This window comes from Gemmatimonadaceae bacterium, from assembly GCA_019637445.1.
Lineage (GTDB): Bacteria > Gemmatimonadota > Gemmatimonadetes > Gemmatimonadales > Gemmatimonadaceae > Pseudogemmatithrix.
Genome location: JAHBVS010000001.1, coordinates 397,205 through 423,203 on the forward strand (window position 1 = coordinate 397,205; position 25,999 = coordinate 423,203).

The following is a 25,999-nucleotide window of genomic DNA, read 5'->3' on the forward strand; positions in this document are numbered from 1 at the left end:
GAGTTCAGGGCTGGAGTTCAGGACGCTGGGCACGAAAACCCGCTCAGCACGAAAAAGGCCGGCGCCACCTCGCGGCGGCACCGGCCAAACTACGCGTTTCGGATTCCGCTCGCTGGCTCAGCCTGAAGACTGGAAGCCACGCAGCACGCGGCCCGCACGCACCGCCGCCTCCGCGATGCGCGCGGGACTGGTGATGAACGACACGCGGAAGAACCCCTCCCCGCCCGCGCCAAGCGACGAGCCGGCAAGCACGATCACGCCCTCCGATTCCATCAGCCGCTCGTGGAAGGCCAGCGACGGAATTCCGCCGGGCAGCGGTGCCCAGAGGTACATCGACGCCTTTGGGCTCTCCGCGATCGGGAACCCATTGGCGCGGAAAGCCTCGACCGCGGCATCGCGACGCTCACGGAAGACCTCGATGTTGCCCGGCACCCAGTCTGCGTGCGACTCCAGCGCGGCCACGCCCGCGGCCTGCACCGCCATGAACTGGCCCGTGTCGAGGAAGCTCTTGGTCTTGGCCAGGGCGCCGACCAACGTGGGATTGCCGCAGGCCCAGCCGCAGCGCCAGCCGGTCATGTTGTAGGTCTTCGACAGCGAATGGAACTCGATCGCGACCTCGCGCGCGCCCGGCACATCGAAGATGCTTGGCGCCACGTAGCCGTCGAAGGTCATCTCCGAGTAGGCGTTGTCGTAGACCAGCGTGATGCCGAGCTCGCGGCAGCGCTGCACCGTGCGCGTCAGGTACTCCATCGGCGCGATGGCGGCCGTGGGATTGTTCGGATAGTTCAGGAAGAGCAGCTTCGTGCGCTTGAGCACGTCGGCCGGCACGTCGTCGAGCTCCACGAGGAAGTTCGTGCGCGGCGTGATCGGATAGAGATACGGCTCGGCCTCGCTGAGCAGCGTGCCGCCCAGATAGGCCAGGTAACCGGGATCGGGGATGATGGCGACATCGCCCTTCTGCAGCGTCGCGAGGCAGAAGTGGGCGATGCCTTCCTTGGACCCGATGAGCGGCACGACCTCCTTCAGCGGGTCGAACGTGTGGCCGAAGCGCTTCTCCATCCACGCGCTGATGGCCTCGCGATAACGCAGAAGGCCAAGCCCAAAGCCATAGCGCCCCATCGCCGGGTCCTGCACGGCCTTCACCAGAGCGTCCACGGCGGCGGGCGGGGCCGGCAGGTCGGCATCGCCGGCGCCAAGGTCGATGACATCCACGCCGCGCGCGATCAGGTCGCGCTTCTTCTGCGGGATCGTGGCGAGGAGATAGACGGGGAGGCTGTCGAAGCGGGCGGTGGTGCGCACGTGTCTCGGGCGGAGGAAGGGGCAAGCAGCGAGTCCCCTGAAGCTACACGGCCGAGCGTTCTGACGCGGCGCGCAGCCCTACTCGCCCACGGGCCGCAGCCTCACCTCGAACGCGTTCGACCAGATGACCAGCCCGTCGGCGTAGTAGGCCAACCGCATCCAGCCCTCGAGGTTGCCCAGCGGATCGCCGGTGGAGGAGTCGAAGGTGCGCGGCCCGATCAGCTCGATGCGGTCCACGCGGCTCTCCCCCACCGCCAGCGGCAGGTGCGAGGGATTCTCGCAGCCGGAGATGTTCTCGTAGGCTGACGCCCAGTCGTTGGCGATGGCGGCCATTGAGACCGCGAGGCGCGGCGTGTTGCCCACGTCGGCGCAGCTCTGCAGTTCGATCGGGCGCCCGGTGTCGTTCGTCACGCCGACGACCATCTCGATGACATACTGCTGGGACCCGCCGATGATCTCGCCGGGCTCGGCGTGGTAGTCCGGGGAGTTCGTCTCAAGCCGCACGCGTCCGGGCACGCCGACGGCCGCATCCGCGCAGGCGACGGACGCCACGACCAGCGGAAGCAGCAAACGGGACGCGGGACGGATGGGCACTGTTCCAAGCTACCCGCCGTCCCGCGCCACCGTCACGAGCCCACGCCGATGTCAGGGATTCAACGTGAGCCCTTGCCCGCGCAGTCCGCGCCCCGCCCGCACGGCGCGGTCCAACAACCCGTTGGCATCGCGCAGCGCGCGGTCCAAGGCCCGCTCGGCGGCGCGCAGCTGGGCCACCGTAGCAGCGCTGGGCGTCTCCCAAAGATTCACGACGCCGGACTTGAGCCCGGTGAACCGCGCGTAGACGTTCGCGGGATTGCCAAACCCACCACCGAAGCCTCCGCCGCCTCCGCCTCCACCACCGCCACCGCCACCTGCGGCGACACCGGGAATCGGGAGTCCGAAGCTCGCGCGCAGCGACTCGTAGTCCTGCTTCACAGCGTCATAGCGCTGGCGGTCACCGCGCGAGACGCCCGTGACACTGTCGATCTTGGCATCCACCTGCGCGATCTGCATCCGTAGGGTGTTGAGGCGAGCCACCACGGCAGCGGCCGCCACGTGCTTCTCGTGCAGGTCCGACGCCAGGCGGTCGTACGCCTGCCGCTCCTTGCCGGTGAGTCGCACCTCGGGATCCATCACGATCACGAGTGGCTTGCTGTCGATCACCTTGCCCTTGGAGACCAGCGCGACGGTGTAGGTCCCCGGTGCGACGTAGGGGCCAGCGTTCGCCCCGCCGCCGAACCCACCTCCGCCGCCACCGCCCCCCTGCGTCGCACAGATGTTGCGGGCCATGTAGCCCGGGTCGGGAATCGGTGCGCGTACGCCGTCAATGGGGCGCGCGGCGTTTTGTCCGCCTCCGAAGCCACCGCCGAACCCTCCACCGCCGCCACCACCGGCGACCGGCGCGAGTCGCATGTCCCAGCATACGGTCTGAATGCCCGCACGACGCTTGGACGCGGGCACGCTCAGCTCACGGACGACTCGCCGGCCCTGCAGAATGCGCAGGCTGAGCGAGTCGATGTCGGCACCCAGATGGTACTGCAGCACCGCATCCGCCGGCGGATTCTCACCGGAGAACCACTGGTGGCCCCAGAACTCATCGTTGCGGTCGTCCTTGTACTTCCACTCCAGCGCCGGCGCCGGCGTGAACAGCGTGGCGACGGTCGTCGCGGCCTGCGCCGCGGCAAACTCCTGGATCGGTGCCAGATCGTCGAGAACCCAGATGGCGCGGCCGTGCGAAGCCACCAGCATCGCATTGTCGCGCGGGTGCACGGCAATCTCGTCCACCCGGACCGTGGGCAGGTTCTTGCCCAGCCGCTTCCACTGCTTGCCGCGGTCGAGTGAGACGAAGAGCCCAGTCTCCGTCCCGAGGTACAGCACGTCCGGGTTCTTGGGGTCCTCGGTCAGCGTGCGCAGCACCTGGCCGCTCAATCCCTCCTGCAGGCGCGTGAAAGTCGCGCCGAAGTCCTCGGTCACCCACAGGTATGGGCGGTAGTCGTTCTGCCGGTAGTTCGGCACGACCACATAGGCCCGGCCGGCCGCCGCAGCCGAGGGCACCACATCACCGATGTAGGCCATCGCCGGCAAGCCGGGAATGTTGCCCGTGACGTTCGTCCAGGTCTTTCCGCCATCGCGCGTGACCTGCACGAGGCCGTCATCGCTGCCGGTCCAGAGGACGCCTGCCTGCGCCGGCGACTCGCCCAGCGTCACGATGGCCGGCCACATCGACACGCCGTCGTGCCGGGCGATCTCGATGTCCTTGCCGAGCACTCCCATGGTGCGGATGCTGTCGCGGCTCGCATTCGTCGTCAGGTCGGGCGAGATCATCGCCCAGGAGTCGCCGCGGTCGCGTGAGGTGAACACGCGGTTGGCCGCCACAATCAACAGCCCAGGGTCGTGCGACGAGAGCATCATCGGCGCATCCCACTGGAAGCGGAAGGACTCGCCCGAATCCGGGGCCGGCGTCACGTTGAGCGGCGTCGGCCGGATGCTCTTCGACTCACCGGTCACGACGTTGCGCCGGATCATGTTGCCGTTCTGCGACTCGGTGTACACGATCCGCGCGTCGCTGCGGTCGGGAATGGCGTGGAAGCCGTCGCCGCCGAGGATCTGGAACCAGTCGTGGTTCTGGATGCCGCGGGTGAAGCGCGAGCGCGAGGGGCCGCACCAGTTGTAGTTGTCCTGCATGCCGCCGCAGACGTTGAACGGCACGCTCATGTCGAAGCTGACGTGGTAGAACAGGCCGACGGGCAGGTTGGGGATGAACTGCCAACTGCGTGCCTGGTCGTAGGAGGCGGCAAGGCCGCCATCGTTGCCGATGATCACGTGCCGCGGATTCGACGGGTTCACCCACAGCGCGTGGATGTCGTCGTGCGTGGCCAGTGCGGCGTCGGTCTCCACCGACTTGCCACCATCCACGGTCATGTGCAGGCCGACGCCGCCGTAGTAGACCGTCTCCGGCGTCGTCGGATCCACGAGCACCTTGGAGAAGTACATCGGACGTGGGTTGACGCCGTTGACCTTGGTCCAGGTCGCGCCAGCGTCGTTCGAGCGCCAGAGGCCCTGCGGTCCACGCGCCGCGCCCTGCATCTCGCGCTCCTCGCCCTCCTCCGCCGCCTGCGCGGCCTGCGCCCCAGCCTGCCCGGGCCCCTGTGCCACCGTGGGCCCCTCGACCAACGAGTACACGACGTTGCCGTCGCTGCGCGAGACGTCCACTGCGATGCGGCCGAGCAGACCCGTCGGGTAGCCACCGCCGACCTTGGTCCAGGTGAGGCCGCGATCCGCCGACTTGTAGAGCGCGCTGCCTTCGCCGCCTCCGTTCATGCAGCAGGCCGAGCGCCGACGCTGGTACAGCGACGCGAACAGCACATCGGGATTCTGTTGCGACTGCACGATGTCGTTCGCACCCGTGTCCTCATCGCCAGCGAGCACGCGCGACCAGGTCGCGCCACCGTCGGTCGTGCGGTAGACACCGCGCTCGCCGCCCGGCCCGAAGAGCGCACCGGTGGCCGCCACGTGCACGACATTGTTGTCCCGCGGATCGATGACGATGCGATGGATATGCCGCGAATCCCGCAGGCCCATATGCGTCCACGTCGCACCGCCGTCGGTGGACTTCCACACGCCGCCGCCCCAGCTCGTGGATTGCCGGTTGTTTGACTCGCCGCCGCCCGCCCAGACGAGGTTTGGATCCTGCTGCGAGACCGTCACATCGCCGAAGGACAGTAGGCCTTCGTGCTGCAGCATCGGCGTCCAGGTCACGCCATTCGAGGTCGTCTTCCACACGCCGCCGTGAGCCGTGGCGACAAACCAGATGGCCGGGTCCTTCTCATAGACCGCAACGTCGGCGATGCGGCCGGACATCGTGGCAGGGCCGATGGAGCGGAAGTGCAACGCATCGAAGGGATCGGCGGGCGCCGCGCGTCCCTGCGCCAGCGCGCCGGGCGCGACGAGGGCCAGGACAAGGGCGCCACCAAGGGCGGTGCGAATCACGGCGGGTTCTCCAGCCTAAGGGGTGAGCCAAGCGGTGTCGGGCGCCAAATGTACGCGCGACGGGCGTCAGCCGCTGTGTGCTCCGCGCGGGACGGTCAGCGCCGCCAGCGCTTCTTCATCGCGTCGCTGGGGGAGCGCTCGCGTCTCGCAGGCCGCCGAGCCAGCGCTCGATCGCCGCGAGCACCGGTTCGGCGATCGGCGCCGTCCCTTGCCGACGCCGCGCGTCCGCCGGGTCCGCGAAGTCGTGGCTGAGCCCCGGGAACAGCTGCAGCGTCACCGCCGCGTTCCCCGCACCACGCATCGCCTCCGCGAGTTCGTACGACTGCTCGAAGAGCACGGCGTCGTCGCGCTCGCCCTGCAGCAGCAACACGGGCACGCGGATCTCGCGGAACGACGGCAGCGGATCGTAGTCGAGGAAGAACGGATACCAGGCCTCGTGCTCGAGCCGGTCCCGCAGGTCGCGCAGCATCCGCGCCTCGATCAGGTCCGCGCTCGTGTACGAGACGGCCTGTCGTTCACGCTCGGCGGCAAGGCGCACCTGGTAGCCCATGATGCGTCGGCCGTTCCATGCGGGCGCGGCCAGGGCAATAACCCCGGCCACGCGCGGTTCGGTCGCCGCCACCCGGGCGGCGATGGCCCCGCCTTCGCTGTGTCCGAGCAGGATGACTGGACGCGCGGCAAAGTCTGGGAGCGCGGCAATCGACGCCACAATTGCCGCGACGTCAGTCGCCAAGCTGGCGGTGGTGGCTTGCACGGCATAGTCACCCGTGGAGCGACCGGTGCCGACTTCGTCGAAGCGCGCGACCGCAAAGCCGGACGCGGTGAGCCGCGCGACGATGTCTCGAAACGCGTGGTTGTCTCCGCCCGGCCCGCGCGCCGTGTAGCCGTCGCGATCGTTCGGTCCGGCGCCAGCGATGAGCACGACGACCGCTGCTGGGGTGATGTGCGCCGGACGCTCGACGACGACGGCGAGTTGGTGGCCGAGCGGGGAGGCCACACGGAAGTCGGCCGCCACCGCACGGCCCTGCGCGACGACAGGCTGCGCGACGGTCGCGCACGATGCTGCCACGAGGAGGGCCTCGGAAACCGCGGCGCGGGGCCCGCGAAGGACCCGGCGCAGGTAGCCGCGACCTGTCAGTCGCAACCGACCTGGCCCCGAAGGGTCGCGGGTGCGACGGGATCGAGGCCCACATAGATGGCGCAGCGACGCGTGGTTCCGGCGTGTGTGGCGACGGCGCTCCACGTGCTATCTCCCGCGTCGCCCAGCGTCAGGGTGACACCGGCGGAACCGCGGAAGGCAGCTCCGAGATCTGCCAACGATGCCGCGAACATCGGCGGATCCTGATCCGACTGATACGCCGTCTGAGCGGTGACGAGGTTCCGCAGGTCGCCGCGCATCGTTACGACGTAGGCGCGCTCCTTGGAGCCTGCGAATTTGGAGATCGCGATTGCCGCCAACACGCCAAGAACGATGATGACCACCAACAGTTCGACCATCGTGAATCCTGCACTGCGACGCGATTCGCGCTCCTGCACGTGGGTCTCCGAGGTTTGGGATGCGGGCCGGTCCGAGGGTTCGGGAGCCGAAACGCTCGGCTCCCAATCTGCACCGTAGAGCTCGGGACCGCAGGTGGAGCAGATGGCGTGGCTGAAGACCGCCTCCGTGTGGCTCGAGATGTAGTGTTCGACGGCGTTCCAATAGCCTTGGTCGTCCCGCACCCGCTTGCAGTGCGCGCAGATCGGGATGAACCCCGACAGCGTACGCACCTCGGCCATCGCCGCCGTAAGGTCCTGGTTCGCCTGCCGCAATTCGCCGTTCGTCGCGGCCAGCAGGCGCTCGCGCTCCACGCCCTGTCGATTGAACCGCCACAGCACCAGGGCGAGCACGCCACCGAGCAACACCAGGGCGGCCGCGAGCACCACAATGATGCGCTGTCGCGCGATGACCGCGCGCTGCGTGCGGTCCTGTTCAACCAGTGCCCCGTACTCGCGGCGCTGGCGCTCCGCCTGCGCCTCCAGTTCCATCCCCGCGATGCGCTGCGCAATGCGGCGGTCGAAGATCGAATCGCGCAGCGCATTGTGCTCCCGCAGCGTGCGCAGCGCGGCGCGGGCGTCACCGGAGGCCTCATACGACTGTGCGAGTCCGGCGAGGGCCTCCACGGTGAGTGGCCGCTGATTGATGTCGCGACCGAGGCGCGCGGCGGCCGTGAAGGCGCTGCGTGCCTCTGCCACGCGGCCTGCGGCCAGGTAGGCCGCGCCCAGCCCAAGCTGCGCCTCGATCCGGCCGCGGAAGGTACCACCGCGTTCGGCCGCCGTGAGCACGGCGCGGAGACGCGTGAGCGCGGCTTCGGTGTTGCCCTGCCGCACATCCAGACGCGCCAGCGGCAGTGAGACGAAGGACCACGCGCTGGAGGAGTCAGCGGGCGTCAGGCGCGGTTGGTGCGACAGATACGCCTGCCACGAACGCTGAAGCAGTGCGCGTGCGCTGTCCGCACTTCCCATATCCAGATAGACGACCCCGAGCGCGTGCAGACCGTAGCCGCGCACGATGCCATCATCGGTGCGCTCCGCGGCCGCGACTGCCTCACGCAACACGGACAGGGCACGCTCATACTGCCCCCAGTCGTGGTACGTCTTGCCGATGTTGGTGAGGTTCACGGCCTCGCCGCGCCGGTCGCCGATCGCTCGGCGGATGCTCAGCGACCGCAGGAAGTTGGCGAGCGCCGGTTCGTAGTTGCCGGCCTGGTAGTGGGTGGCACCGAGTGTGTTGTAGATACGGCCGAGCTGCACCGTGTCCCGCCGCGCCTCCTGGATGGACTCTGCCTGCAGCAGGTGGACCAGAGCGCTGTCGTAGCGGTCGTCCTGCCAATGCACGAGGGCCAGCGCGCGGTGCGCATCGGCCAGCCGCGCCGAGTCGCGAGCCTGAGTCGCCGTGGCGACCAGCCGACGATACGTCTCCAGCGAGTCAAGGGACGGCGACTGGGCAGCAAGGCCCGAGGCGCAGGCCAGCGCCGCGGCAATGCCGACGCGCGCGAAGGCGGCGATGCCCGTCACCGACCCTCCGCGACGCGCCTAGCGCCGCACCCGCTGGCCGGTGAGCTGCGCGCTGCCCATCCCACCAAAGTCGACGATGCCGTTCAGGCTGTCCGGCGTGACGATGCGGGCGATGTACGTCAGCACCACGCCTTCCCCGCCCATCGAGGACGAAAGGACGAAGCGCAGGGTATCGCGCTCCACCGTCCCGCGCAGCGTCCGGCTGCCCATCGCATTCGAGGTGTAGGTGCCGTGCACCGAGTCGCCCGTCTGTGTGAGGTCCACCGTCGGGTAGCCGGTACCATTCTCGGTGACCACAGCGAGGGTCCAGCGGCCCGTGAGATCATGCGTGGCGACGCCGGCGGCAACGGCCGCGATGGAAAATGCGGCAAGGACGGCGATCGAGCGGAAACGCGACATGTCGAAAGCTCCGTTAGCGCTCGAGCGTGGGCCGCACGAGACGGAAAATGGAATCGGACGTGACGGACGACCACTCATCGCGGCCCAGGCGAGCCGCAGGCTCGATGCGCGCGGTGTCGGGGCGCCCGTCTTCCGCGAGATACTCGTCACGGATATGCACGAATAATACCTCGGCGATCACCCAAGTGCCGTGGAGGGGGCCGCTGCCCTGCGGCACCAGCTGCACGACCCGGCACTCCAGCGCGGCGGGTGCCTCGGCTACCCGCGGTGGCCGCACCCGCGTCGAGGGCAGGCGCGTGAAGCCCGTGATGTCGAATTCATCGACATCCGGCGGATACGGTGCCGAGGCCTGGTTCACCCGCTCGGCCATCTCGCGCGACACGATGTTGACGACGAACTCCCCGTGCTCCCGCAGGTTGCGCAGCGTGTCCTTGGGGTTTCCGTCGCGGTCTGCCGTCGGGCAGAAGGCCAGGCCCTGCGGGTTCTGCCCCCCCATCGCGAAGAAGCTGAATGGCGCGAGGTTGCCCTGGCCGGCCGCGCTGAGCGTGCTGACGAAGGCGATCGGGCGCGGCGCAATCAGCGGCGTGAGCAGCGCGTGCCGTTCGTGCGGCTTGAGGTCTGCGAGGTCGCGGTGCATAGTGCCAAGACTAACGCGCGGCACGAGGCGGCGCGTCGCACCCACCAACCCGAGGTGGATGATGCAGCGTCGATGGCTGCGTACGACAATGGTTCTCCTGGCGGCGGCGCTCCTGCCGACGGCCGCAGCGGCCCAGACCGAGATGACGGCGGAAGGCCACGGCATGCTGCTGTACACGCATGCGCTGACGCTCGAGTACGACGGCAACAGCCAGACCGGCGGCGCGTTCTCGGTCGCGGGCGACATCGCCCTGCGCGGTCGCTTCGTGGGACGCGCGCAGTTGGACATCCTGAACCCGGGTTCCCTCTCCGGCGACAACGCCGAGAACGTGCAGAGCGGGCTCGCGTTCGTGGGCTCGCTCGGCTATCGCTGGCAGCCTGCGGGGCCGTCGCGCTACAGCGTCGATATCCTCGGGCACGCCGGCTACTCCCAGGTGACCTACGCCACCACCGGCACCACCGAGTTCACCGATGCCAGCCCGCAGTTCGGCTTTGGTGTCGCCCCGCACGTGAACTTCACCGATCGGCTGGCGGTCAGCTTTCAGTTCCGCTTCCTGCGGGGCGCCGATGTCGGCGAGGGTACGGCCATCAACCGCACCGACATCGGCTTTGGCGGACGCCTGACGCTGTTCTAGGCGAGGCGGCTTACGAGGTCGGTGGGGAGAACCCTTCGCCGCCGGTCTCCAGCCAGCTGTACTGGTACTTCGGATCCTCGTAGGGCAGGATTGCCTTCGCCACGCGCAGCGGGCGGAAGGAATCCATCATCACCGCGAGCTCGTTCGTGTGCGTCTGCCCGATGCTGGCCTCGTAACGCCCCGGATGCGGCCCGTGGGGAATGCCGTCCGGATGGTGCGTGATGCTCCCGTACTCGATGCCCTTGCGGCTCATGAACTCGCTCGAGGCATAGAAGAGCACCTCGTCCGAATCCACGTTGCTGTGGTTGTACGGCGCGGGGATGGCTTCCGGGTGGAAGTCATACGGCCGCGGACAGAACGAGCAGATCACGAAGCCGTCGCCCTGGAAGGTCTGGTGCACCGGCGGCGGCTGGTGGACCTTGCCGACGATGGGCTCGAAGTCGTGGATGTTGAATGCCCAGGGATAGAACTGGCCATCCCAGCCGATCACATCCAACGGATGGTGGTCGAGCACGAATTCATTGAGCCCGTCGTACTGCTTGATGATGAGCTTGAAGTCGCCCTTTTCATCGTGCGTCTTGAGCTCGCGCGGCACGCGGATGTCGCGCTCGCTGTAGGGCGCGCCCTCGACGTGCTGCCCCACCGCGTTGAGATAGCGCGACGGCGGCCGGATATGGCCGCGGCTCTCCATCACCAGCAGCTTGGCCGGCTTGGTGAAGCGGTAGCGATGCAGGATGTGGCGATGGATGACGAGGTAGTCACCAGGCTTGATCGGCAGGTCGCCGTACTGCGTCTCCAGCGTGCCTTCGCCTTCGGCGACGTACACCACCTCGTCGCCCTGCGCGTTGCGATAGAAATGTTCGTCCTGCTGGTCGGGCGCCGCGTACAGCATCGCGATGTCCGCGTTGAACAGGATCGGCGTGCGGTCCAGCGTCGGGCTGCCGCCGCGGGCGATCGGCGCCGTCTTGAAGTGCCGATGCCGTAGCGTCTTGTCCTCGTCCGCCACGTACGGCGTCTCGCGGAGGCGCCGCACCGCCTTCACCGTGGTCGGCGGATACAGGTGGTAGAGCAGCGCCGCAGGCCCGGTGAAGCCCTCGATGCCCACGAGCTGCTCGTTGTAGAGCCCACCGTCCGGCTTGCGGAACGCGATATGCCGCTTGCGCGGGATCTCGCCCAGCGTGTGGTAGAAGGGCATTACAGGTTGCCCCGGCGTTCCTGTTCGCGCTCGATGCTCTCGAACAACGCCTTGAAGTTCCCTGCCCCGAAGCTCTTGGCGCCCTTCCGCTGGATGATCTCGAAGAACAGCGTCGGGCGGTCCTGCACCGGCTTCGTGAAGATCTGCAGCAGGTAGCCTTCGTCGTCGCGGTCCACGAGGATGCCCAGCTCGGCCAGCGGCGCGATGTCCTCGTCGATCTTGCCGACGCGGTCGAGCACCGTCTCGTAGTAGGTGCGCGGGATCGACAGGAACTCGACGCCACGGGACTTGAGTGCGCGCACGGTCTTGATGATGTCGTCCGTCGCCACAGCGATGTGCTGCACGCCGGGCCCTCGGTAGAAGTCCAGGTACTCCTCGATCTGCGACTTCTTCTTGCCCTGCGCCGGCTCGTTGATGGGGAACTTGATGCGGCCGTTCCCGTTGGACATCACCTTCGACATCAGGGCCGAGTACTCGGTGCTGATGGTCTTGTCATCGAAGGAGAGCAGGTTGTAGAAGCCGAGCACGTCGGAGTAGAACTGCACCCAGTGGTTCATCTTGCCGAGCTCGACGTTGCCGACGCAGTGGTCCACGTACTTGAGTCCGACTGACTCCGGCTGGAACGGCGACTCCGCGGCGACGAAGCCGGGCATGAACAGGCCCTTGTAGTTCCGCCGCTCGACGATGCTGTGGATGGTGTCGCCGTAGGTGCGGATGCCGGCGATGACAATCTCGCCGTGCTCGTCCTTGAGCACCGTCGGCTCCTGTGCGCTCTTGGCGCCGCGCTCGAGGGCCTTGGCGTAGGCGTCGCGGCAGTCGTCCACCCAGAAGGCCAGGTCGCGCACGCCGTCACCGTGCTTGGCGATGTGTGCGGCAATCTCGCCCTCGGGACCCATCGGCGTCGTGAGGATGAGCCGGATCTTATCCTGCTCGAGCAGGTAACTGGCGCGGTCACGCACGCCCGTCTCGGGGCCGCGGTAGGCCACCAGCTTGAAGCCGAAGGCGGCGCGGTAGAAGAGCTGCGACTGCTTGGCGTTGCCGACCCAGAACTCGATGTAATCGGTGCCGTTGATCGGGAAGGTGTCGTGGGCGGCGCTGGGGGCCGGCTTTGTGGCGGTGGTCATGGTCGTCAGGACGAAGGTGGAAGGACGAAGGACGGAAGTGAGGCTGCCTTCGTCGGCATCACGCGCCGCGCGCGCCCGTGCGGGCACTGGTCCACCAACGGCCCCACGCGCTGCTCGATTCCCAGGTACACAGTGCCATCACGGCCTCCGGTTGCCGGTCTCCTACAATATAGAAGGGTCGCGCCAAGCGTCGCGAAGCCGCCCCGCCCTACGACAGCCGCAGTGCGGGCAGGTCGCGATACAGGTCCAAGGCCGCCGGGTTCGCCAGCGCGTCCGTGTTCTTCACGGGCCGCCCGTGGATCACGTGCCGCACGGCGATCTCGCTGATCTTCCCACTGACCGTGCGGGGGATATCAGCCACCTGCACCACGACCTTCGGCACGTGGTGCGGGCTGGTCCGCGCGCGGATGGCGTGTTTGATCCGATCGCGCAGCGTGTCGTCGAGCGTCAAGCCCTCGCGCAGGCGGACGAAGAGCACGATACGTACGTCCTTGTCGCCATCGGTCGTGATGTCCTGCCCCACCACTACGCTCTCGAGCACCTCGGGCAGCTGCTCCACCTCGCGGTAGATCTCCGCCGTGCCGATGCGCACGCCCCCGGGATTCAGCGTCGCATCGCTACGGCCGTGGATCACCAGGCCGTCGTGCGCCGTCATCTCGGCCCAATCGCCGTGTCGCCACACGTTCGGGAAATGCTCGAAGTACGCCGCGCGATACTTGCTGCCATCGGCGTCGTTCCAGAACGACACCGGCATGCTCGGGAACGGCCGTGTGCACACCAGCTCGCCCGCCGCGCCGCGCAGCGGCTGTCCGTCCTCGTCCCACACATCGACGGCCATCCCCAGCCCAAAACACTGCAGCTCGCCGCGGTACACGGGCAGCATCGGATTGCCGAGCGCGAAGCAGGAGATCAGGTCCGTGCCGCCCGAAATGCTCGCGAGGTGCAGGTCCCGCTTCACCTCGCCGTACACGAAGTCATAGCTGTGTTCGGCCAGCGGGCTGCCCGTCGACAGCACGGCGCGCAGCGAGTCGAGATCGTGGGTGCGCGCAGGGGCGTGCCCTGCCTTCTGCGACATCGCCAGGAACTTGGCGCTGGTCCCGAAGTGCGTGACACGTTCGGCCGCGACCAGGTCCCAGAGCGCGTCGTCGTCGTCTTTCGGCATCGGCGCGCCGTCATAGAGGACGATCGTGACCTCGCTGGCCAGCGCTGAGACGAGCCAGTTCCACATCATCCACCCGCAGGTCGTGAAGTAGAACAGGCGGTCGCCCGGCTGCAGGTCGCAATGCAGCCGGTGCTCCTTGAGGTGCTGCAGCAGCGTACCGCCCTGCCCGTGCACCATGCACTTGGGCAGGCCCGTTGTGCCCGAGCTGTACATCACGTAGAGCGGATGGTCGAAGGGCAGGCGCAGGAACGCGGGCGCCCCGGCTCCGCCGCGTTCCAGGAACGACTCCCAGGCAACCGTCTCGCCACGCCCAGGCGGCAGCAGCTGCGCCAGATCCTCGTCGTCCAACTCCTCGTTGCGGAACGGCACGACGACCACTGCGCGGATGGAGGGAATTGCCTCCGCGATGGCCCGCGTACGCTCAAGACAGTCCAGTGACTTGCCCGCGTAGTGATATCCGTCAGCGGCGACCAACACCGTGGGTTCGATCTGCCCGAAGCGATCCAGCACGCCCTGCGCCCCGAAGTCCGGAGAGCACGACGACCACACGGCGCCGATGCTATTGGCGGCCAGCGCGGCGATGACGGCCTCAGGAATGTTCGGTAGGAACCCAGCCACGCGGTCGCCCGGCTCGACGCCAAGCGCACTCAAGGCACGTGAGGCGCGCGCCACCGCGTCGTCGAGGGCGTCCCACGAGAGTTCGCGCCGACGCCCACGCTCGTCACGGGCAATGATCGCGGGTCCATCGCCGCGGGTGCGCAGCAGGTGCTCGGCGAAGTTGAGGCGCGCGCCCGTGAACCAATGCGGCCCGTCCTCCCCTTGCGGTGGGCGCATCGTCGCGCCGTCGCGCAGCACCTCGCGCCAGGGATGCGTCGCGCCTGGCAGGTGCGGATCGGCGACAATCCCACAGTGGCGCCACCACGCCTCCCAGAACGCGGGCGCCTCCCGTACGCTCCACGCCTGCCACGCGGCGTAGCTCGCGTCCGCTGCCGGCGTGCCGGGAAGCGCCGCGGCAAACTCCGCGAACACGCGCGACATCGCAGTGTCGCGGGCGCGTTCAGGGGGCGGAACCCACAGCGGCGCGTTGTCAAGGGCGGTCATCGCGGGGGGAATGTAGCCGCGCCCGTCGTTTCGTTCTATGCTTTGCAGCATGTCGTCGCCCCGCCGGATCCTGCACGCCGATGCCGATGCCTTCTTCGTGGCAGTCGCGCGGGCCGCAGATCCCGATGGCGCCGGACGGGCGCCGCTGCTGATTGTCGGCGGCCGACCGGGCGGGCGCGGCGTCGTCTGCTCCGCCTCCTACGAGACGCGCGCCTTCGGCGTGCGCTCGGCAATGCCAATCAGCCAGGCCCTGCGGCTCTGTCCGGATGCGCTCTGCGTGCCCGTGCCCCGCGCCGCCTGCGGGACCACTTCCAAGGCGATTTCCGCGGTGCTCGATCGCTTCACGCCGCTGGTCGAGCGCGCCAGCATCGATGAGTGGTACCTGGACCTCACCGGAACCGAGGCCCTGCACGCGCACGAAACGCTGGAGGAAACGGCAGCGCGCATCCGTCAGACTGTGCACCGCGAAACGGGGATGTGGCTCTCCATCGGCGGCGGCAGTTCCAAGCTGATCGCCAAGCTCGCCGCCGAGCGCGCCAAACCGCGCCAGAAGACCGACGCCACGGGCGTGAAGGTCGTCCCGGCGGGCGACGAGGGCGCGTTCATGTGCACGCTCGCGCTGGCGGAGATCCCGGGCATCGGGCCCAAGCTGCAGGCCAAGCTCGCCAGCGTCGGGCTGATGCGCGTGGAGGACGTGTTGCCGCACGACCGCGCGACGCTCGCGCGCTGGCTGGGGCGCCGCCCCGCCGAGTGGCTGTGGGCGCGGGTGCGCGGCATCCACACGACGCCGGTCGAACCCAGGGGTGCCAATCGCCAGATCAGCCGCGAGAGCACCTTTGCCCGTGATCTGTCGGATGACGTGCAGTTGGTGGCGCACCTCCGCGCGCTGGCAACCAAGGCCGCGAGCGAGCTCCGCGCGGAGCGGCTGGCTGCGCGTACCGTCACCGTGAAGCTGCGCGATGCCGACTTCACCACGCGGCTCGCCAGTCGCACGCTGCCCGAACCGCTGGAGAGCGACCGCGCGATTGGTGATGTCGCCGCCACGCTGCTGTCCCGCCTTCGCCGCGCCCGGCGTTTCCCCTCGCGCCTGGTTGGCGTGGCGCTCGGTGGACTCGGCCCCGCCCGCGACGCTGAGCAGCTGGGTCTGTTCGCGCCGGCCGCCGGCACGATCGAGCGCGTCGAGGACCGTGCGCTTGCCCGCGCGGTCGACAAGGTGCGCGAACGCTTCGGCGATGCCGCCATTCGCGCGGCCTCGACGCCGATGCGGCGCGCGCCGTAAGTTCTGCTTCCTACACCCCCGCCATCACCCACACCCCTGAGACCGATGCGACACACTCGACCGATGCTGCTCTCGGCCGCGCTCGCGTTCGGCGTTGCGTCCTGTACCACCGCTGGCGCAACCCCAACGACGACGCCGACCCCAACGCCGACGCGACCGGCCGGCGCCACGCCCGCACAGGGCGGCGCACCGCAAGGCGGCGCACCTGGTGGCCAGGGCGGCCAGCAGAACGGCGACCCGCGGCCCTATGCGCAAGTCGTGCGCGGAGACGTCACGACCAAGAGCGGCCTGTTCAAGACGCACATGATTGGCGCGAACCGCCTGCTGTTCGAGATTCCCGCCTCCGAGTTCGACAAGGACCTGCTGCTCGTCACGCAGATCGCCCGCACCAACGAAGGCGACGGGTACGGTGGCCAGGCGCTGGATCGGCGCGTCGTACGCTGGGAACGCCGCGGCAACCGCGTCCTGCTGCGCAGCATCAGCTATGACGTCATCGCCGATCCCGACTCGCCGATCGCTGACGCCGTGTCGCGCTCCAACAACTCGGCAATCCTGCAGAGCTTCAACGTCGAGGCCTACGGCCCCGACTCGGCGGCAGTGATCGACGTGTCGCGGCTCTACACGAGCCCGCCGAACGAGATCAGCGTGATTCGGCGTTATCGCGGCCAGGTGGACGCCTCGCGCAGCTTCCTCGAGCGCGTGATGACCTTCCCCGAGAACGTGAACGTCGAAGCGACGCTCACGGTCAACGCGACGCCGACGCCCAGCTCGCCGTTCCCGGGCTTCCCCGCGTCGAACCCGCCGCCGGGCACGCCCACGAGCACCAAGAGCTTCGTGCTGCACTGGTCGATGGTGAAGCTCCCTGACGTACCGATGCGGCCGCGCCTGCGCGACTCGCGCGTCGGCTACTTCCACTACACGACGATCGACTACTCGCGGCCGGAGCAGCGCGCGCAGGAGCGCGCCTTCATCGCCCGCTGGCGCCTGGAGAAGAAGGATCCCTCCGCTGCCGTCTCGGAGCCCGTGAAGCCGATCGTGATGTACATCGACCCGGCGACGCCGGACTGGCTCAAGCCCTGGGTCAAGCGTGGTGTCGAGGACTGGCGGCCGGCCTTCGAGAGCGCGGGCTTCCGTCGCGCCATCATTGCGATGGATGCTCCCACGAAGGAGCAGGATCCCGACTGGGCGCCGGAGGACGCGCGCTACTCCGTGATCCGCTGGCTGCCGTCCACGATCGAGAACGCCTCGGGCCCGCACATCGCGGATCCCCGTTCGGGCGAGATCCTCGAGACGGACATCCAGATGTACCACAACATCATGACGCTGCAGACCTGGTGGTATTGGACGCAGGTCGGGCCGCTGGATCCGCGCGCTGCACGCCTGCCGTTGCCGGACTCGCTGCAGGGCCGACTGGTGCAGTTCGTCGTGGCACACGAAGTCGGCCACACGCTCGGCCTGCCGCACAACCAGCTGGCCTCGGGGATGTACCCGGCCGACTCCGTGCGCTCGCGCACCTGGGTCGCGCGGATGGGACACTCGCCGACCATCATGGACTACGCCCGCTTCAACTATGTGGCGCAGCCGGAGGACAACCTCCCGCTGGCCTCGCTGATTCCCGGCATTGGACCCTACGACCACTTCTCCATCAAGTGGGGCTACATGCAGGTCAACGGCACGACCAGTGCCGATGACGAGCGTCCCGCGCTTGATGCATTGGCTCGCACGCAGGATTCCATCCCCTGGCACCGCTACGGCGTGCCGGACGACTTCGGCGCCGTGCCCTACAGCGCCTACTCCGAGGCCGTCGGTGATGCCGATGCCGTGAAGAGCTCGGGCCTCGGCCTGCGCAATCTCAAGCGGCTCGTCCCGATGCTCGTCCCCGCGACGACGCATCAGCTCGACGACGTACAGGAGACCAAGGAAGGCTACGACCGCATCATCGGCCAGTACTTGAATGAGATGCGCCACGTGGCCGCCATCGTCGGTGGAGCGGACGGCCAGGAGAAGTACGGCTCGCAGCCAGGCCCGCGCTTCACGCCGATTCCGCGCGAGCGGCAGCGCGCGGCGGTGCAGTTCCTTCAGGAGAACGTCTTTGCGACGCCGACCTGGCTGTTGGACCCGGCCATCCTGCGGCGCCTCGAGCCGGAAGGTGCGGTGTCGCGCATCAACCGCGCACAGCGCAGCATCCTCGGCTACGTGATGAACGACGACCGCATGGCGCGGCTCGTCGAGTACGAGGCCCTACCGGGCACCGTGCGGCCCTACGCGCTCTCGGAGTTCCTCGCCGATATGCGTAGCGGCATCTGGACCGAGCTCGGTGCCGGGTCGGTGCGCGTGGATGCGTACCGTCGCGGCCTGCAACGCATCTACCTCGAGGCGGTGGCGGCGAAGCTGGCGGCCAACCCCTCGAATGCCCCCCGCATCTCGTTCACGGCGTCCAACGGTCAGGCGTTCGTGGCACCGGCCCGGCCGTCCACGGATGTGAAGGGCCTGCTACGACTTGAGATGCGGACGCTCGACGCCGCGCTGGCGGCGGCGGAGCGCAAAGCCGCCGACACCGCCACGCGCGCGCATCTCGCCGACGCCCGCTGGCAGATCCAGCAGATGCTAGATCCGAAGTAGCCGGACGAAACGCAGGGGACGGGGCGGGGCGACGGTGTCGCGCCGCCCCGTTCTGCGTTCGCGCTCCCGCGAACGCTCCAGTCGCTCGGCGCGCACCGGGCGTCCGAGCGATTCCGCGAGCGAGTCCACCCAGAGTCCGAGGCTCGGACGCGGACGCACGACGGAGCTGTTGATCAACAAGGCCACGGTCAGCCCCAACTCCGGATAGTGACGCAGTTCCGCCTGGTAGCCGGGGAAGAAGCCCGAGTGGAAGCGCACAGGCCCGGCGACCGAACTGTCGCGCAGGATCATTCCTAGGCCGTAGCGCGTGCCCGGTCCGAGCTGTCTCGCCGCAACGCCCGTGGTTGCCGCGCGCAGCGACGACTCGCCGAGGTAGCTGCCGGAGAAGTAGGCGGCACCCCAGCGCGCGGCGTCCGCTGCGGTGGCCGCGTAGCCGCCGCCGGCGCCCTCGAACTGCGGATTGAGGACCATCGAACCGTTGCGCAGCATCACGTCGCTGCCGCCGAAGGGATTGTCGGGCCCCGCGTAGCCCTGCACGACGCCCGCGAGCCGCGGACTGTCGGAGGGCATCGTCTCGCGCAGTCGCAGTGGCCGCAGCACGCGCCGTTGGATCGTCACGTCGATCGGCTCGCCGGTGATCCGCTCGACGGCCAGCGCAACTAGGAGATAGTTCGAGTCGGAGTAGTCCCATCCCGCCCCCGCCGCGAAGGGCGCGGCGCGTCCGTGCAGGAAGCGTAGTTGGTCGCGGGGATCCCATACACGCATTGGGTCGCCGGTGAGCGCGGCGAGGAAGGTCGGCTGGAACTCGTAACGCACGAGTCCCGAGCTGTGCGACATCACCTGGCGTAGCGTCATCGTGGACGCATTGGGCAGCGAGTCGAACCAACCCTCGCCGCCGAGCAGGCTGGCGACGCGTGCGTCGAGGTCGAGGCGACCATCACGCACGAGTTGCAGCGCCACCGCAGCCACATATGTCTTGCCGACGCTGCCCATCAGCAGCCGGTCACGCGAACGCATCGCACGCCTCGCCGTGGTGTCCGCGAACCCCGCGGTCACCGACGTGACACGCCCCTCGCGGTCCACGATGGCGAGTGACGCGCCAGGGATCTGCGAGTGCTCCACGTAGGCCCGGAGCCTCGAGGCGACGCTCTCGCGGTCAATGCGTTGCGCCGCGAGTGGCGCCGCTGCGATGCCGCACGCCAGCGCGACCGCCGCCAGGACAATCGCTCGACTCACGGCACGCTCCGCAGCGCCACAGGGTCCTTGGTCATCGGCAGGCCTCGCTTCTGCCACTCTTCATCCGAGCCATCATACATCCGCACCGGGTAGCCGAGGGCGCGCGAGATTGCATACGTCACGCTGGCTCGCATCCCCACCCAACAGTAGGCAATCACGGTGTCGCCTGGCGCCATCCGCTCGGCCCACATCCGTTCGAGCGTCGCGCGGTCCTTGAGGTGGAACTCCCGTGGGTTCGCCATCGTCTCCTGCCATTCCAGGCGACGCGCGCCCGGCAGGTGCCCGAAGCTCGGCGAACCGCGGCGATCCGCGGTGCCGTCGTACTCGCCCTGTGACCGAGTGTCGAAGAGTGCGATTCCCTTGCGCCCAAGCAGCGAACGCAGCTCGTCGGCCTCGATGTGAACATCGTGGCGCACGCGCAGTGTGACGCCACCGCGTGCGACGGTCGTCGGCGCCTCGGTGCCCACTGCCCTGCCCTCGGCGCGCCATTTGGTGAGTCCGCCGTCCAGCATCGAGACTCGCGGCAGCCCGACATACTCCAGCGTGTAGAACACGCGCGCCGCCATCATCGCCGATCCCGTGACCACGACGTGGCTGCGATCGGTCACGCCGAGGCGTTCCAATGCGGCCTCCACGACCTCCAGCGATGGCACCTCTGCCGACAGCGACAGCGGCCCGGACTCCTCGACCACGAAGTCCTCATAGCGCGCGGAACGCGAGCCGGCGATGTGGCCGCGGCGGTACTCCTCCTCCGCGTGCACGACTGTGAGCACCACGATGTTCGGATCGGTGATGTGTGCTGCCAACCAGTCCGTTCCCACAACGGCGGGGACGGACGGTTGCACAGCCGCAGGCAGCGGCGCAGGCGGCCGCGTCGCCGAGGTAGCGCTGCCGAGCGCTGCGAACACGGCAAAGAGAGGAATGAGCATCCGCACAAGCGGCTCCGCGTTGGGGTTCGTGTGGCCTTCACGGATGCTACGGACCCACGACACGTGGTCTTCGCTGGTTGGTGGCCGGCGTCCGGAGTGGTGCCGCGTTCGCAGCCGCCTCCCCAGGCGCGCAGCACTGCCCCGCACGCGCGCCACAGTCGCGGAAGTGATCCCTACGGCCGGATCCGCGCAACGCGCGCCGAGAGCGTACCGGGCGACGCCCCGTAGGCCGCCCAGACCTCGCCCGTCGCGCTGTCCACGTCGAGGTGTCGGACCAGTGCACCGCGCGATGGCAGCGGAATCGTCGCAAACACACCGCTGGCGATGTCGAGCCGATAGAGGGCGTCGCTGGCAGCGGTGCCAACCCACACGGCGTTGCGCGCGTCATCCACCCGGGCCACGTACGGCAAGGCGTCTCGATCAGGCAGCGGGTAGCGCGCGATGTTCCCTGACGCGGGGTCCAGCGCGATGAGCTCACCAACCGTGTACAGTGGAATCCACACCCGGCCGTCTGCCGCGACGTCGAGGCGACGCGGCCCAGCGTGCGACACGGGCATCGCGTAGGCCCGCGATTCCCCAGTGGCCGGGTCAGTCACCAGCACGCGATTGCCGTGGAGTTCGCTCATCCAGATCCGGCCGTCAGGCGCGGTGCGCAGCTCGTACGGAATCGGCGACACGCCCTCGGCCGTTGCACTCGGCACTTCCACGCGCCGGATCGCGGCGGTCGCGGCATCCACGTGCGCCAGGAGCGACGGGTGGCCCGTAAAGTGCCCGTTCACCCACACGCCGCTGCGGTCGCGCGCGATGCTGTGGGCGTACATCCCGACGTTGTGCGTGGTCCAGGTGCCGATGGGCGAGCGGTACGCGAGCATCCCGGGGCCGCCGAGCAGCACCCACCAGCCACCATCGGGATCGATGTGCAACGCGCGCGGGTTCGCGTTGGGGACGGGAATGGCTTCCGTCTCCACCGATCCATCGCGCGGATCAAGCAGATACATCTGCGCCGTGAACATGCCGGTGATGACGATGCGTCCGTCCGCGTCGCGCATCAGGTCGTGCGGCAGGTCTCCGGCCACGGGGAGTTCGTACTCTCGGACGCGCGAATCCACGACCGGTTCGGCGACGGGCCGCGCTGGCTGGCGCAGCGCCGACGCCAGCCAGCGCGCGAGCGCCTTCGGCTCCGCAGGATCCGCGATGATGGGAAATCCCGAGCCCCGCCCGAATCGTGCGTGCATCGACCCAATCCGCTCCTCCCAGGACTCGATGCTCCGGGGCGCGCCGCCGGGAAACGCGATGCGGGCATCGAAGACGTGGCAGCCCGTGCAGTCGCGGATGAACCCGCGCTTTGTCTCGCCATCCGGCAGGAGGGCGAGATACGCGCGCGATGGCGGGTCGGTCGCGCGCTGCTGCCCGGCCGCCGCGGCGAGCAGTGACGCCACAACGACGATTCCGGCGCCGACGCGCCAGCGGATGGCTCTACGATGACGATGCATGCGTAGAGGCTACACGCCGGCGCCCGCCCGTCGCGAGTGGCCTACCGCCGGGCAGTCGGAGTGGACCGCCTCCGGCCGTCCGGCGGTCCGACCGGCCCGCTCCTCACGGGACAAGTGGACCGGGCGCGATCGCGGCGCCGCGTGACTATTCGTGAGCGCGCGGGAGCGGCCCCACCGCATCGTGGTCCCGATACCACGCAACGGACAGGATCACCCAGCGCCCGCGCTGGCGGCACAACTGGATGGCATTCACGCCGCGCACGAGGTCCTCCCCACCGGGCCTGCGACGGCCGGCGTACCACGAATACACGAGCGCCAACGGACCCTGGAGATGCGTCTCCCGACGAAACTCGGTCTCGTGAAAATCCGTCGAGTCAAAGAAGGGCGATCGCGTGCGTCGGTAGTCGTCAAGCGTCATCGCAGCACCGTCGTAGCCGTCGACCCCCGCATCGAGGCAGAGCAGTCTGGCTGAGGGATGAAAGAGCGACGCCAGCGCCGTCCAATCCCTGGCCGCGCCGGCGGGGCCGGAGACGGCGCCGTAGAGGGTCGCCAGGACCGCGTCGAGTTCGCGCTCGGCGACGCTGGATTCCATTGAAGTGTGCACAGGAGGCTGGGGTGGGAGTGAAAGACCGCAAGCAGATCGATCGATCCACGGCGACACCGGGGAATGTCGCAGCCCGCGAGGACGGGCCAAGGACCACAACCCGCGCGGCGGACCGCCCGATGCCGCTGCGGCGCGTGCACGGCGAGCGCATTCTCGCACTGCCGCTCGACCCAGCCAGCGACACCCCGATGTATCGGCAGGTCTACCTCGGCGTGCGAAAGGCCATTCGCGATGGCGTGGTGCAACCCGGCACGCGGCTCCCGTCCACCCGCGCCCTCGCCTCGGACCTGCGCATCTCGCGCAACACCGTGGTGATGGCCTACGAACAGCTGCGAGCGGAGGGCTACACCGTCGGTCGCGGCGGCAGCGATACGCGCGTCGCCACGACCCTGCCCGACCACGTGATGCAACCGGCGGCATTGCCACCGCGCACGATGCGCAGCACAGCGCGCGCCTCCACGCTCGCGCGCAACGTGGCCGGCATCTGGGACAGCGTCACGCCGCGGCTGGAACAGCCGCCTCGCGCCTTCCGCGCTGGCGTTCCCGCCACCGACCTCTTCCCCTACGCGCTCTGGGGACGCCTGCTCTCGCGACGCTGGCAGCGCATCACCGCGCGCGACCTGGGCTATGCGAACCCGCAGGGCTACCTCCCGCTGCGGGAGGCCGTCGCCAGCTACCTCGCGGCCTCGCGCGGCGTGCGCTGCACCGCCGACCAGGTCTTCATCGTCGGCGGCGCACAGGCAGGCCTGTCGATTGCGGCACGCCTAGCCCTGGACCCTGGCGATCGGGCCTGGATCGAGAACCCCGGCTATCACGGGGCGCGAGGCGCCCTCCTCGCCACGGGCGCGCGGCCCGTGCCCATCGCCGTGGACGCCGAAGGCATGCGTGTGGAAGACGGCCTGCGCGATGCCGCCGACGCACGCGCTGCGTTCGTCACCCCCTCCCGGCAGCTGCCGCTTGGCGTGACGATGTCCGCCGCGCGCCGCGAGGCATTGCTGGCCTGGGCCGCGCGCGCCAAAGCCTGGATCGTCGAGGACGACTACGACGCCGACCTGCGCTTCGCCACACGGCCGCTGCCCGCCATCCAAGGCAGCGACACGCACGGCTGCGTCCTGCACATCGGCACCTTCAGCAAGGTGCTGTTCCCGTCGCTGCGGCTCGGCTACCTCGTGGTCCCACCGGATCTCGTGCCCGCGGCGCTGGCGATGCGCCACATGCACGACGTCCATTCGCCCACGCTCGAACAGATGGTGCTGACGGACTTCATCACCGAGGGACACTTCGAGCGCCACGTGCGCCGCCTGCGCCACGTGTACCTCGAGCGCCAGCAGGCGCTGCGCGACGGCGTCCAGCGACACCTGCGCGGGATGCTTGAGCTCACGCCCGGCGAGGCGGGGCTGTTTGTCGTCGGCTGGCTGCCGGCGGGCGTGTCGGACGAGAAGGCGGCCGCGCTCGCGGCCGCCGAGGGGGTCGACGTGATGCCACTCAGCCGGATGGGCGAGGGTCCCATCCACCCCGGCCTCGTCCTCGGCTACGCCGGCCTCAACGTGGCCGACATCGCCGAGGGCGTGCAGCGGCTTACGCGGGCCCTGGCCCCGCTGCGCGGGTTGCGCTGATCCAGGCACGCACCCGCTCCTGCACGGTGGACAACGGCAGCGGACCCGCCTCGAGCACGCGCTCGTGGAAGTCGCGCACATCGAAGCGCGAGCCGAGCTCACGCTCGGCCTCGTCGCGCATGCTGCGAATCGCGTTGTAACCCGTCATGTAGCTGGCCAACTGGCCGGGGGCCGCCGTGTGCCGATCGGCGTAGAGCGCTGCCACGGTGCGCGACTTTCCGGTGACGTGCATTGTCTGGGCAATGACCTCCTCGCGCGTCCAGCCATCCAGATGGATGCGCGCGTCCAGCTCCAACGCGTTCCACGCGTCCAGGAAGTGCAGGAGGAAGCCCGCGCGTGACAGGTCGTCCTCCAACGCGCCCGATTCGCGCGCTGCGATCTCCTCCGCGTACATCCCCCAGCCCTCGATGTACGCGCCGATACCGCGGCTGCGCGCCGAGGCCGGCAGCTCGACCGAGCGCGGATAGGTCCGCTCGAAGTGATGCCCCGGCGCGCCCTCGTGCGAGACCGCGACCGGTAGGTTCCACCGCGGCTGCGAGTCCGGCTGCCAGGTGTTGAGGTAGAACGTGCCAGGTTCACCGGGGCCGCGGGGGGCACCGTAGCGCGCCGGCGGATCGGAGCGTTCGCGCACCGCCGGCGTGGGCTCGATGAGCAACGGCGCCGACGGCGGGTTGTGGAAGAGGCGCGCCACGGCCGGCGTCAACGCACGCTCGAGCGCCCGTGCCGACTCCAGCATCTCCTCCCGGCTCGTGAAGAGAAACTGTGGGTCGCGACGCAGCACGCGCTTCGCATCGGCCAGCGGCATTGGCCCGACCAGTCGCGCCGCCACCGGGGCCAACTCTGCGTCGAGCGCGGCAACCTTGCGCGCGGCCAGTGCCGCCAGCGACTCCGGCGGGGTGTCCAAGCCGGAGATCTGCAACACCCGCTCGCGGTAGCAGGTGGCACCGCCGGGCAACGACGCCAAGCCTCCGTTCTCCCGCGCGCTGCCGATGTACGTCTCGCGCAGGTACGCCGCGTACTCCCGGAGCGCCGTGCGCACTTCGCCCCGCACCGATTGCCGCAGCGAGTCCCCGACCGGCCCTTCGACTGACGTCAGCGGCGCAGGCGTCGCGGACGGGTCGAGCTCCGCATCCAGCACCTCGAGCTGATCCAGGACGCGCAGCACATTGTCTCGTGACGCGGTGAAGCCGTCAACGCGTCCCACCTCAAGACGCGCGCGGTGCGCCGCAAGTCGCTGTGGCACGCCGCGCATGCTCTGTAGACTCCGGGCCGCCGCGGCCGCGTCCGATGGCGTGGCCCCCAACTGTCCCGCAATCTGGAGATGCGGCCCACTCAGTGGACTCACGTGCCACTCGTCGTCGCGGCAGCTTGCCTGTCCGGACAGCACCTGCGTGGCAAGCGCCAGCGTGGCGAGTGACGGTGCGACAGCGCGCGTCAGGAGACGCACGCGACGGACAGCGCGATCGGTCATTGGGGCCTCGAAGGTGCGGCGGGCTCGGCGCTGCGAAAGTGCAGCGCGCTCCACGTACTACGCAGCGGCCGCACGTTCATCCGTACCAGTTCACCCGCGGTCGCTGGTCCGCTTCAAA

The 25,999-nt window shown here is 69.0% G+C and carries 19 protein-coding genes; 4 read left to right on the forward strand and 15 right to left on the reverse strand.

The window, feature by feature from the left end:
- Window positions 1–117: 117 nt before the first annotated feature.
- The 7 genes from KF709_01850 to KF709_01880 form a co-directional block, all read right to left on the reverse strand.
- On the reverse strand, window positions 118–1,299 hold the full coding sequence (locus tag KF709_01850; protein MBX3173131.1) for an aminotransferase class I/II-fold pyridoxal phosphate-dependent enzyme: 1,182 nt from the start codon (window positions 1,297–1,299) through the stop codon (window positions 118–120).
- A gap of 78 nt (window positions 1,300–1,377) precedes the next feature.
- Complete coding sequence (locus KF709_01855; protein ID MBX3173132.1) at window positions 1,378–1,893, reverse strand: hypothetical protein; 516 nt, start codon at window positions 1,891–1,893, stop codon at window positions 1,378–1,380.
- Window positions 1,894–1,944: 51 nt separating this feature from the next.
- The gene (locus tag KF709_01860) at window positions 1,945–5,325 is read right to left on the reverse strand and encodes a hypothetical protein (GenBank protein ID MBX3173133.1); all 3,381 of its coding nucleotides are present in this window, start codon (window positions 5,323–5,325) and stop codon (window positions 1,945–1,947) included.
- 115 nt (window positions 5,326–5,440) lie between these two features.
- The gene (locus tag KF709_01865) at window positions 5,441–6,394 is read right to left on the reverse strand and encodes an alpha/beta fold hydrolase (GenBank protein ID MBX3173134.1); all 954 of its coding nucleotides are present in this window, start codon (window positions 6,392–6,394) and stop codon (window positions 5,441–5,443) included.
- 65 nt (window positions 6,395–6,459) lie between these two features.
- Window positions 6,460–8,379 (reverse strand): tetratricopeptide repeat protein, encoded by a 1,920-nt coding sequence (locus KF709_01870; GenBank protein MBX3173135.1) that lies wholly within the window; start codon window positions 8,377–8,379, stop codon window positions 6,460–6,462.
- A gap of 18 nt (window positions 8,380–8,397) precedes the next feature.
- Entirely contained in the window at window positions 8,398–8,778 is a 381-nt protein-coding gene (locus tag KF709_01875) for a hypothetical protein (protein ID MBX3173136.1), read from the reverse strand.
- Between the two features lie 13 nt (window positions 8,779–8,791).
- A complete protein-coding gene (locus tag KF709_01880) occupies window positions 8,792–9,415 on the reverse strand; it encodes a flavin reductase family protein (GenBank protein MBX3173137.1) in 624 nt (207 codons plus the stop codon).
- A gap of 61 nt (window positions 9,416–9,476) precedes the next feature.
- Between KF709_01880 and KF709_01885 the strand changes: the two genes are divergently transcribed.
- On the forward strand, window positions 9,477–10,049 hold the full coding sequence (locus KF709_01885; protein MBX3173138.1) for a hypothetical protein: 573 nt from the start codon (window positions 9,477–9,479) through the stop codon (window positions 10,047–10,049).
- Between the two features lie 10 nt (window positions 10,050–10,059).
- Here KF709_01885 and KF709_01890 read toward each other — a convergent pair whose 3' ends face one another.
- From KF709_01890 to KF709_01900, 3 genes are all read right to left on the reverse strand, one after another.
- On the reverse strand, window positions 10,060–11,244 hold the full coding sequence (locus KF709_01890) for a homogentisate 1,2-dioxygenase (protein ID MBX3173139.1): 1,185 nt from the start codon (window positions 11,242–11,244) through the stop codon (window positions 10,060–10,062).
- Window positions 11,244–12,368 carry a 4-hydroxyphenylpyruvate dioxygenase gene (gene hppD / locus KF709_01895; protein MBX3173140.1) on the reverse strand — a complete coding sequence of 375 codons (1,125 nt, stop codon included), beginning with the start codon at window positions 12,366–12,368 and terminating at the stop codon, window positions 11,244–11,246. Before hppD ends, KF709_01890 begins: the two co-directional genes overlap by 1 nt.
- Before the next feature lie 208 nt (window positions 12,369–12,576).
- Complete coding sequence (locus tag KF709_01900) at window positions 12,577–14,631, reverse strand: acetoacetate--CoA ligase (protein MBX3173141.1); 2,055 nt, start codon at window positions 14,629–14,631, stop codon at window positions 12,577–12,579.
- Window positions 14,632–14,680: 49 nt separating this feature from the next.
- Here KF709_01900 and KF709_01905 point away from each other — a divergent pair, with 49 nt between their 5' ends.
- On the forward strand, window positions 14,681–15,910 hold the full coding sequence (locus tag KF709_01905) for a DNA polymerase IV (GenBank protein MBX3173142.1): 1,230 nt from the start codon (window positions 14,681–14,683) through the stop codon (window positions 15,908–15,910).
- Window positions 15,911–15,955: 45 nt separating this feature from the next.
- On the forward strand, window positions 15,956–18,532 hold the full coding sequence (locus KF709_01910) for a zinc-dependent metalloprotease (protein ID MBX3173143.1): 2,577 nt from the start codon (window positions 15,956–15,958) through the stop codon (window positions 18,530–18,532).
- On the opposite strand, the gene KF709_01915 is transcribed toward KF709_01910, so the two are convergent.
- The 4 genes from KF709_01915 to KF709_01930 form a co-directional block, all read right to left on the reverse strand.
- On the reverse strand, window positions 18,518–19,768 hold the full coding sequence (locus KF709_01915; GenBank protein MBX3173144.1) for a beta-lactamase family protein: 1,251 nt from the start codon (window positions 19,766–19,768) through the stop codon (window positions 18,518–18,520). The genes KF709_01910 and KF709_01915 overlap by 15 nt on opposite strands.
- The gene (locus KF709_01920) at window positions 19,765–20,697 is read right to left on the reverse strand and encodes a sulfurtransferase (GenBank protein MBX3173145.1); all 933 of its coding nucleotides are present in this window, start codon (window positions 20,695–20,697) and stop codon (window positions 19,765–19,767) included. Before KF709_01920 ends, KF709_01915 begins: the two co-directional genes overlap by 4 nt.
- 173 nt (window positions 20,698–20,870) lie before the next feature.
- Complete coding sequence (locus KF709_01925; protein ID MBX3173146.1) at window positions 20,871–22,190, reverse strand: hypothetical protein; 1,320 nt, start codon at window positions 22,188–22,190, stop codon at window positions 20,871–20,873.
- A 145-nt stretch (window positions 22,191–22,335) separates the two neighbouring features.
- On the reverse strand, window positions 22,336–22,782 hold the full coding sequence (locus KF709_01930; GenBank protein ID MBX3173147.1) for a nuclear transport factor 2 family protein: 447 nt from the start codon (window positions 22,780–22,782) through the stop codon (window positions 22,336–22,338).
- 29 nt (window positions 22,783–22,811) lie between these two features.
- On the opposite strand from KF709_01930, the gene KF709_01935 reads away from it, so the two are divergent.
- Complete coding sequence (locus tag KF709_01935; protein MBX3173148.1) at window positions 22,812–24,410, forward strand: PLP-dependent aminotransferase family protein; 1,599 nt, start codon at window positions 22,812–22,814, stop codon at window positions 24,408–24,410.
- On the opposite strand, the gene KF709_01940 is transcribed toward KF709_01935, so the two are convergent.
- Window positions 24,373–25,881 carry a DUF885 domain-containing protein gene (locus KF709_01940; GenBank protein ID MBX3173149.1) on the reverse strand — a complete coding sequence of 503 codons (1,509 nt, stop codon included), beginning with the start codon at window positions 25,879–25,881 and terminating at the stop codon, window positions 24,373–24,375. The genes KF709_01935 and KF709_01940 overlap by 38 nt on opposite strands.
- Window positions 25,882–25,999 lie beyond the last annotated feature (118 nt).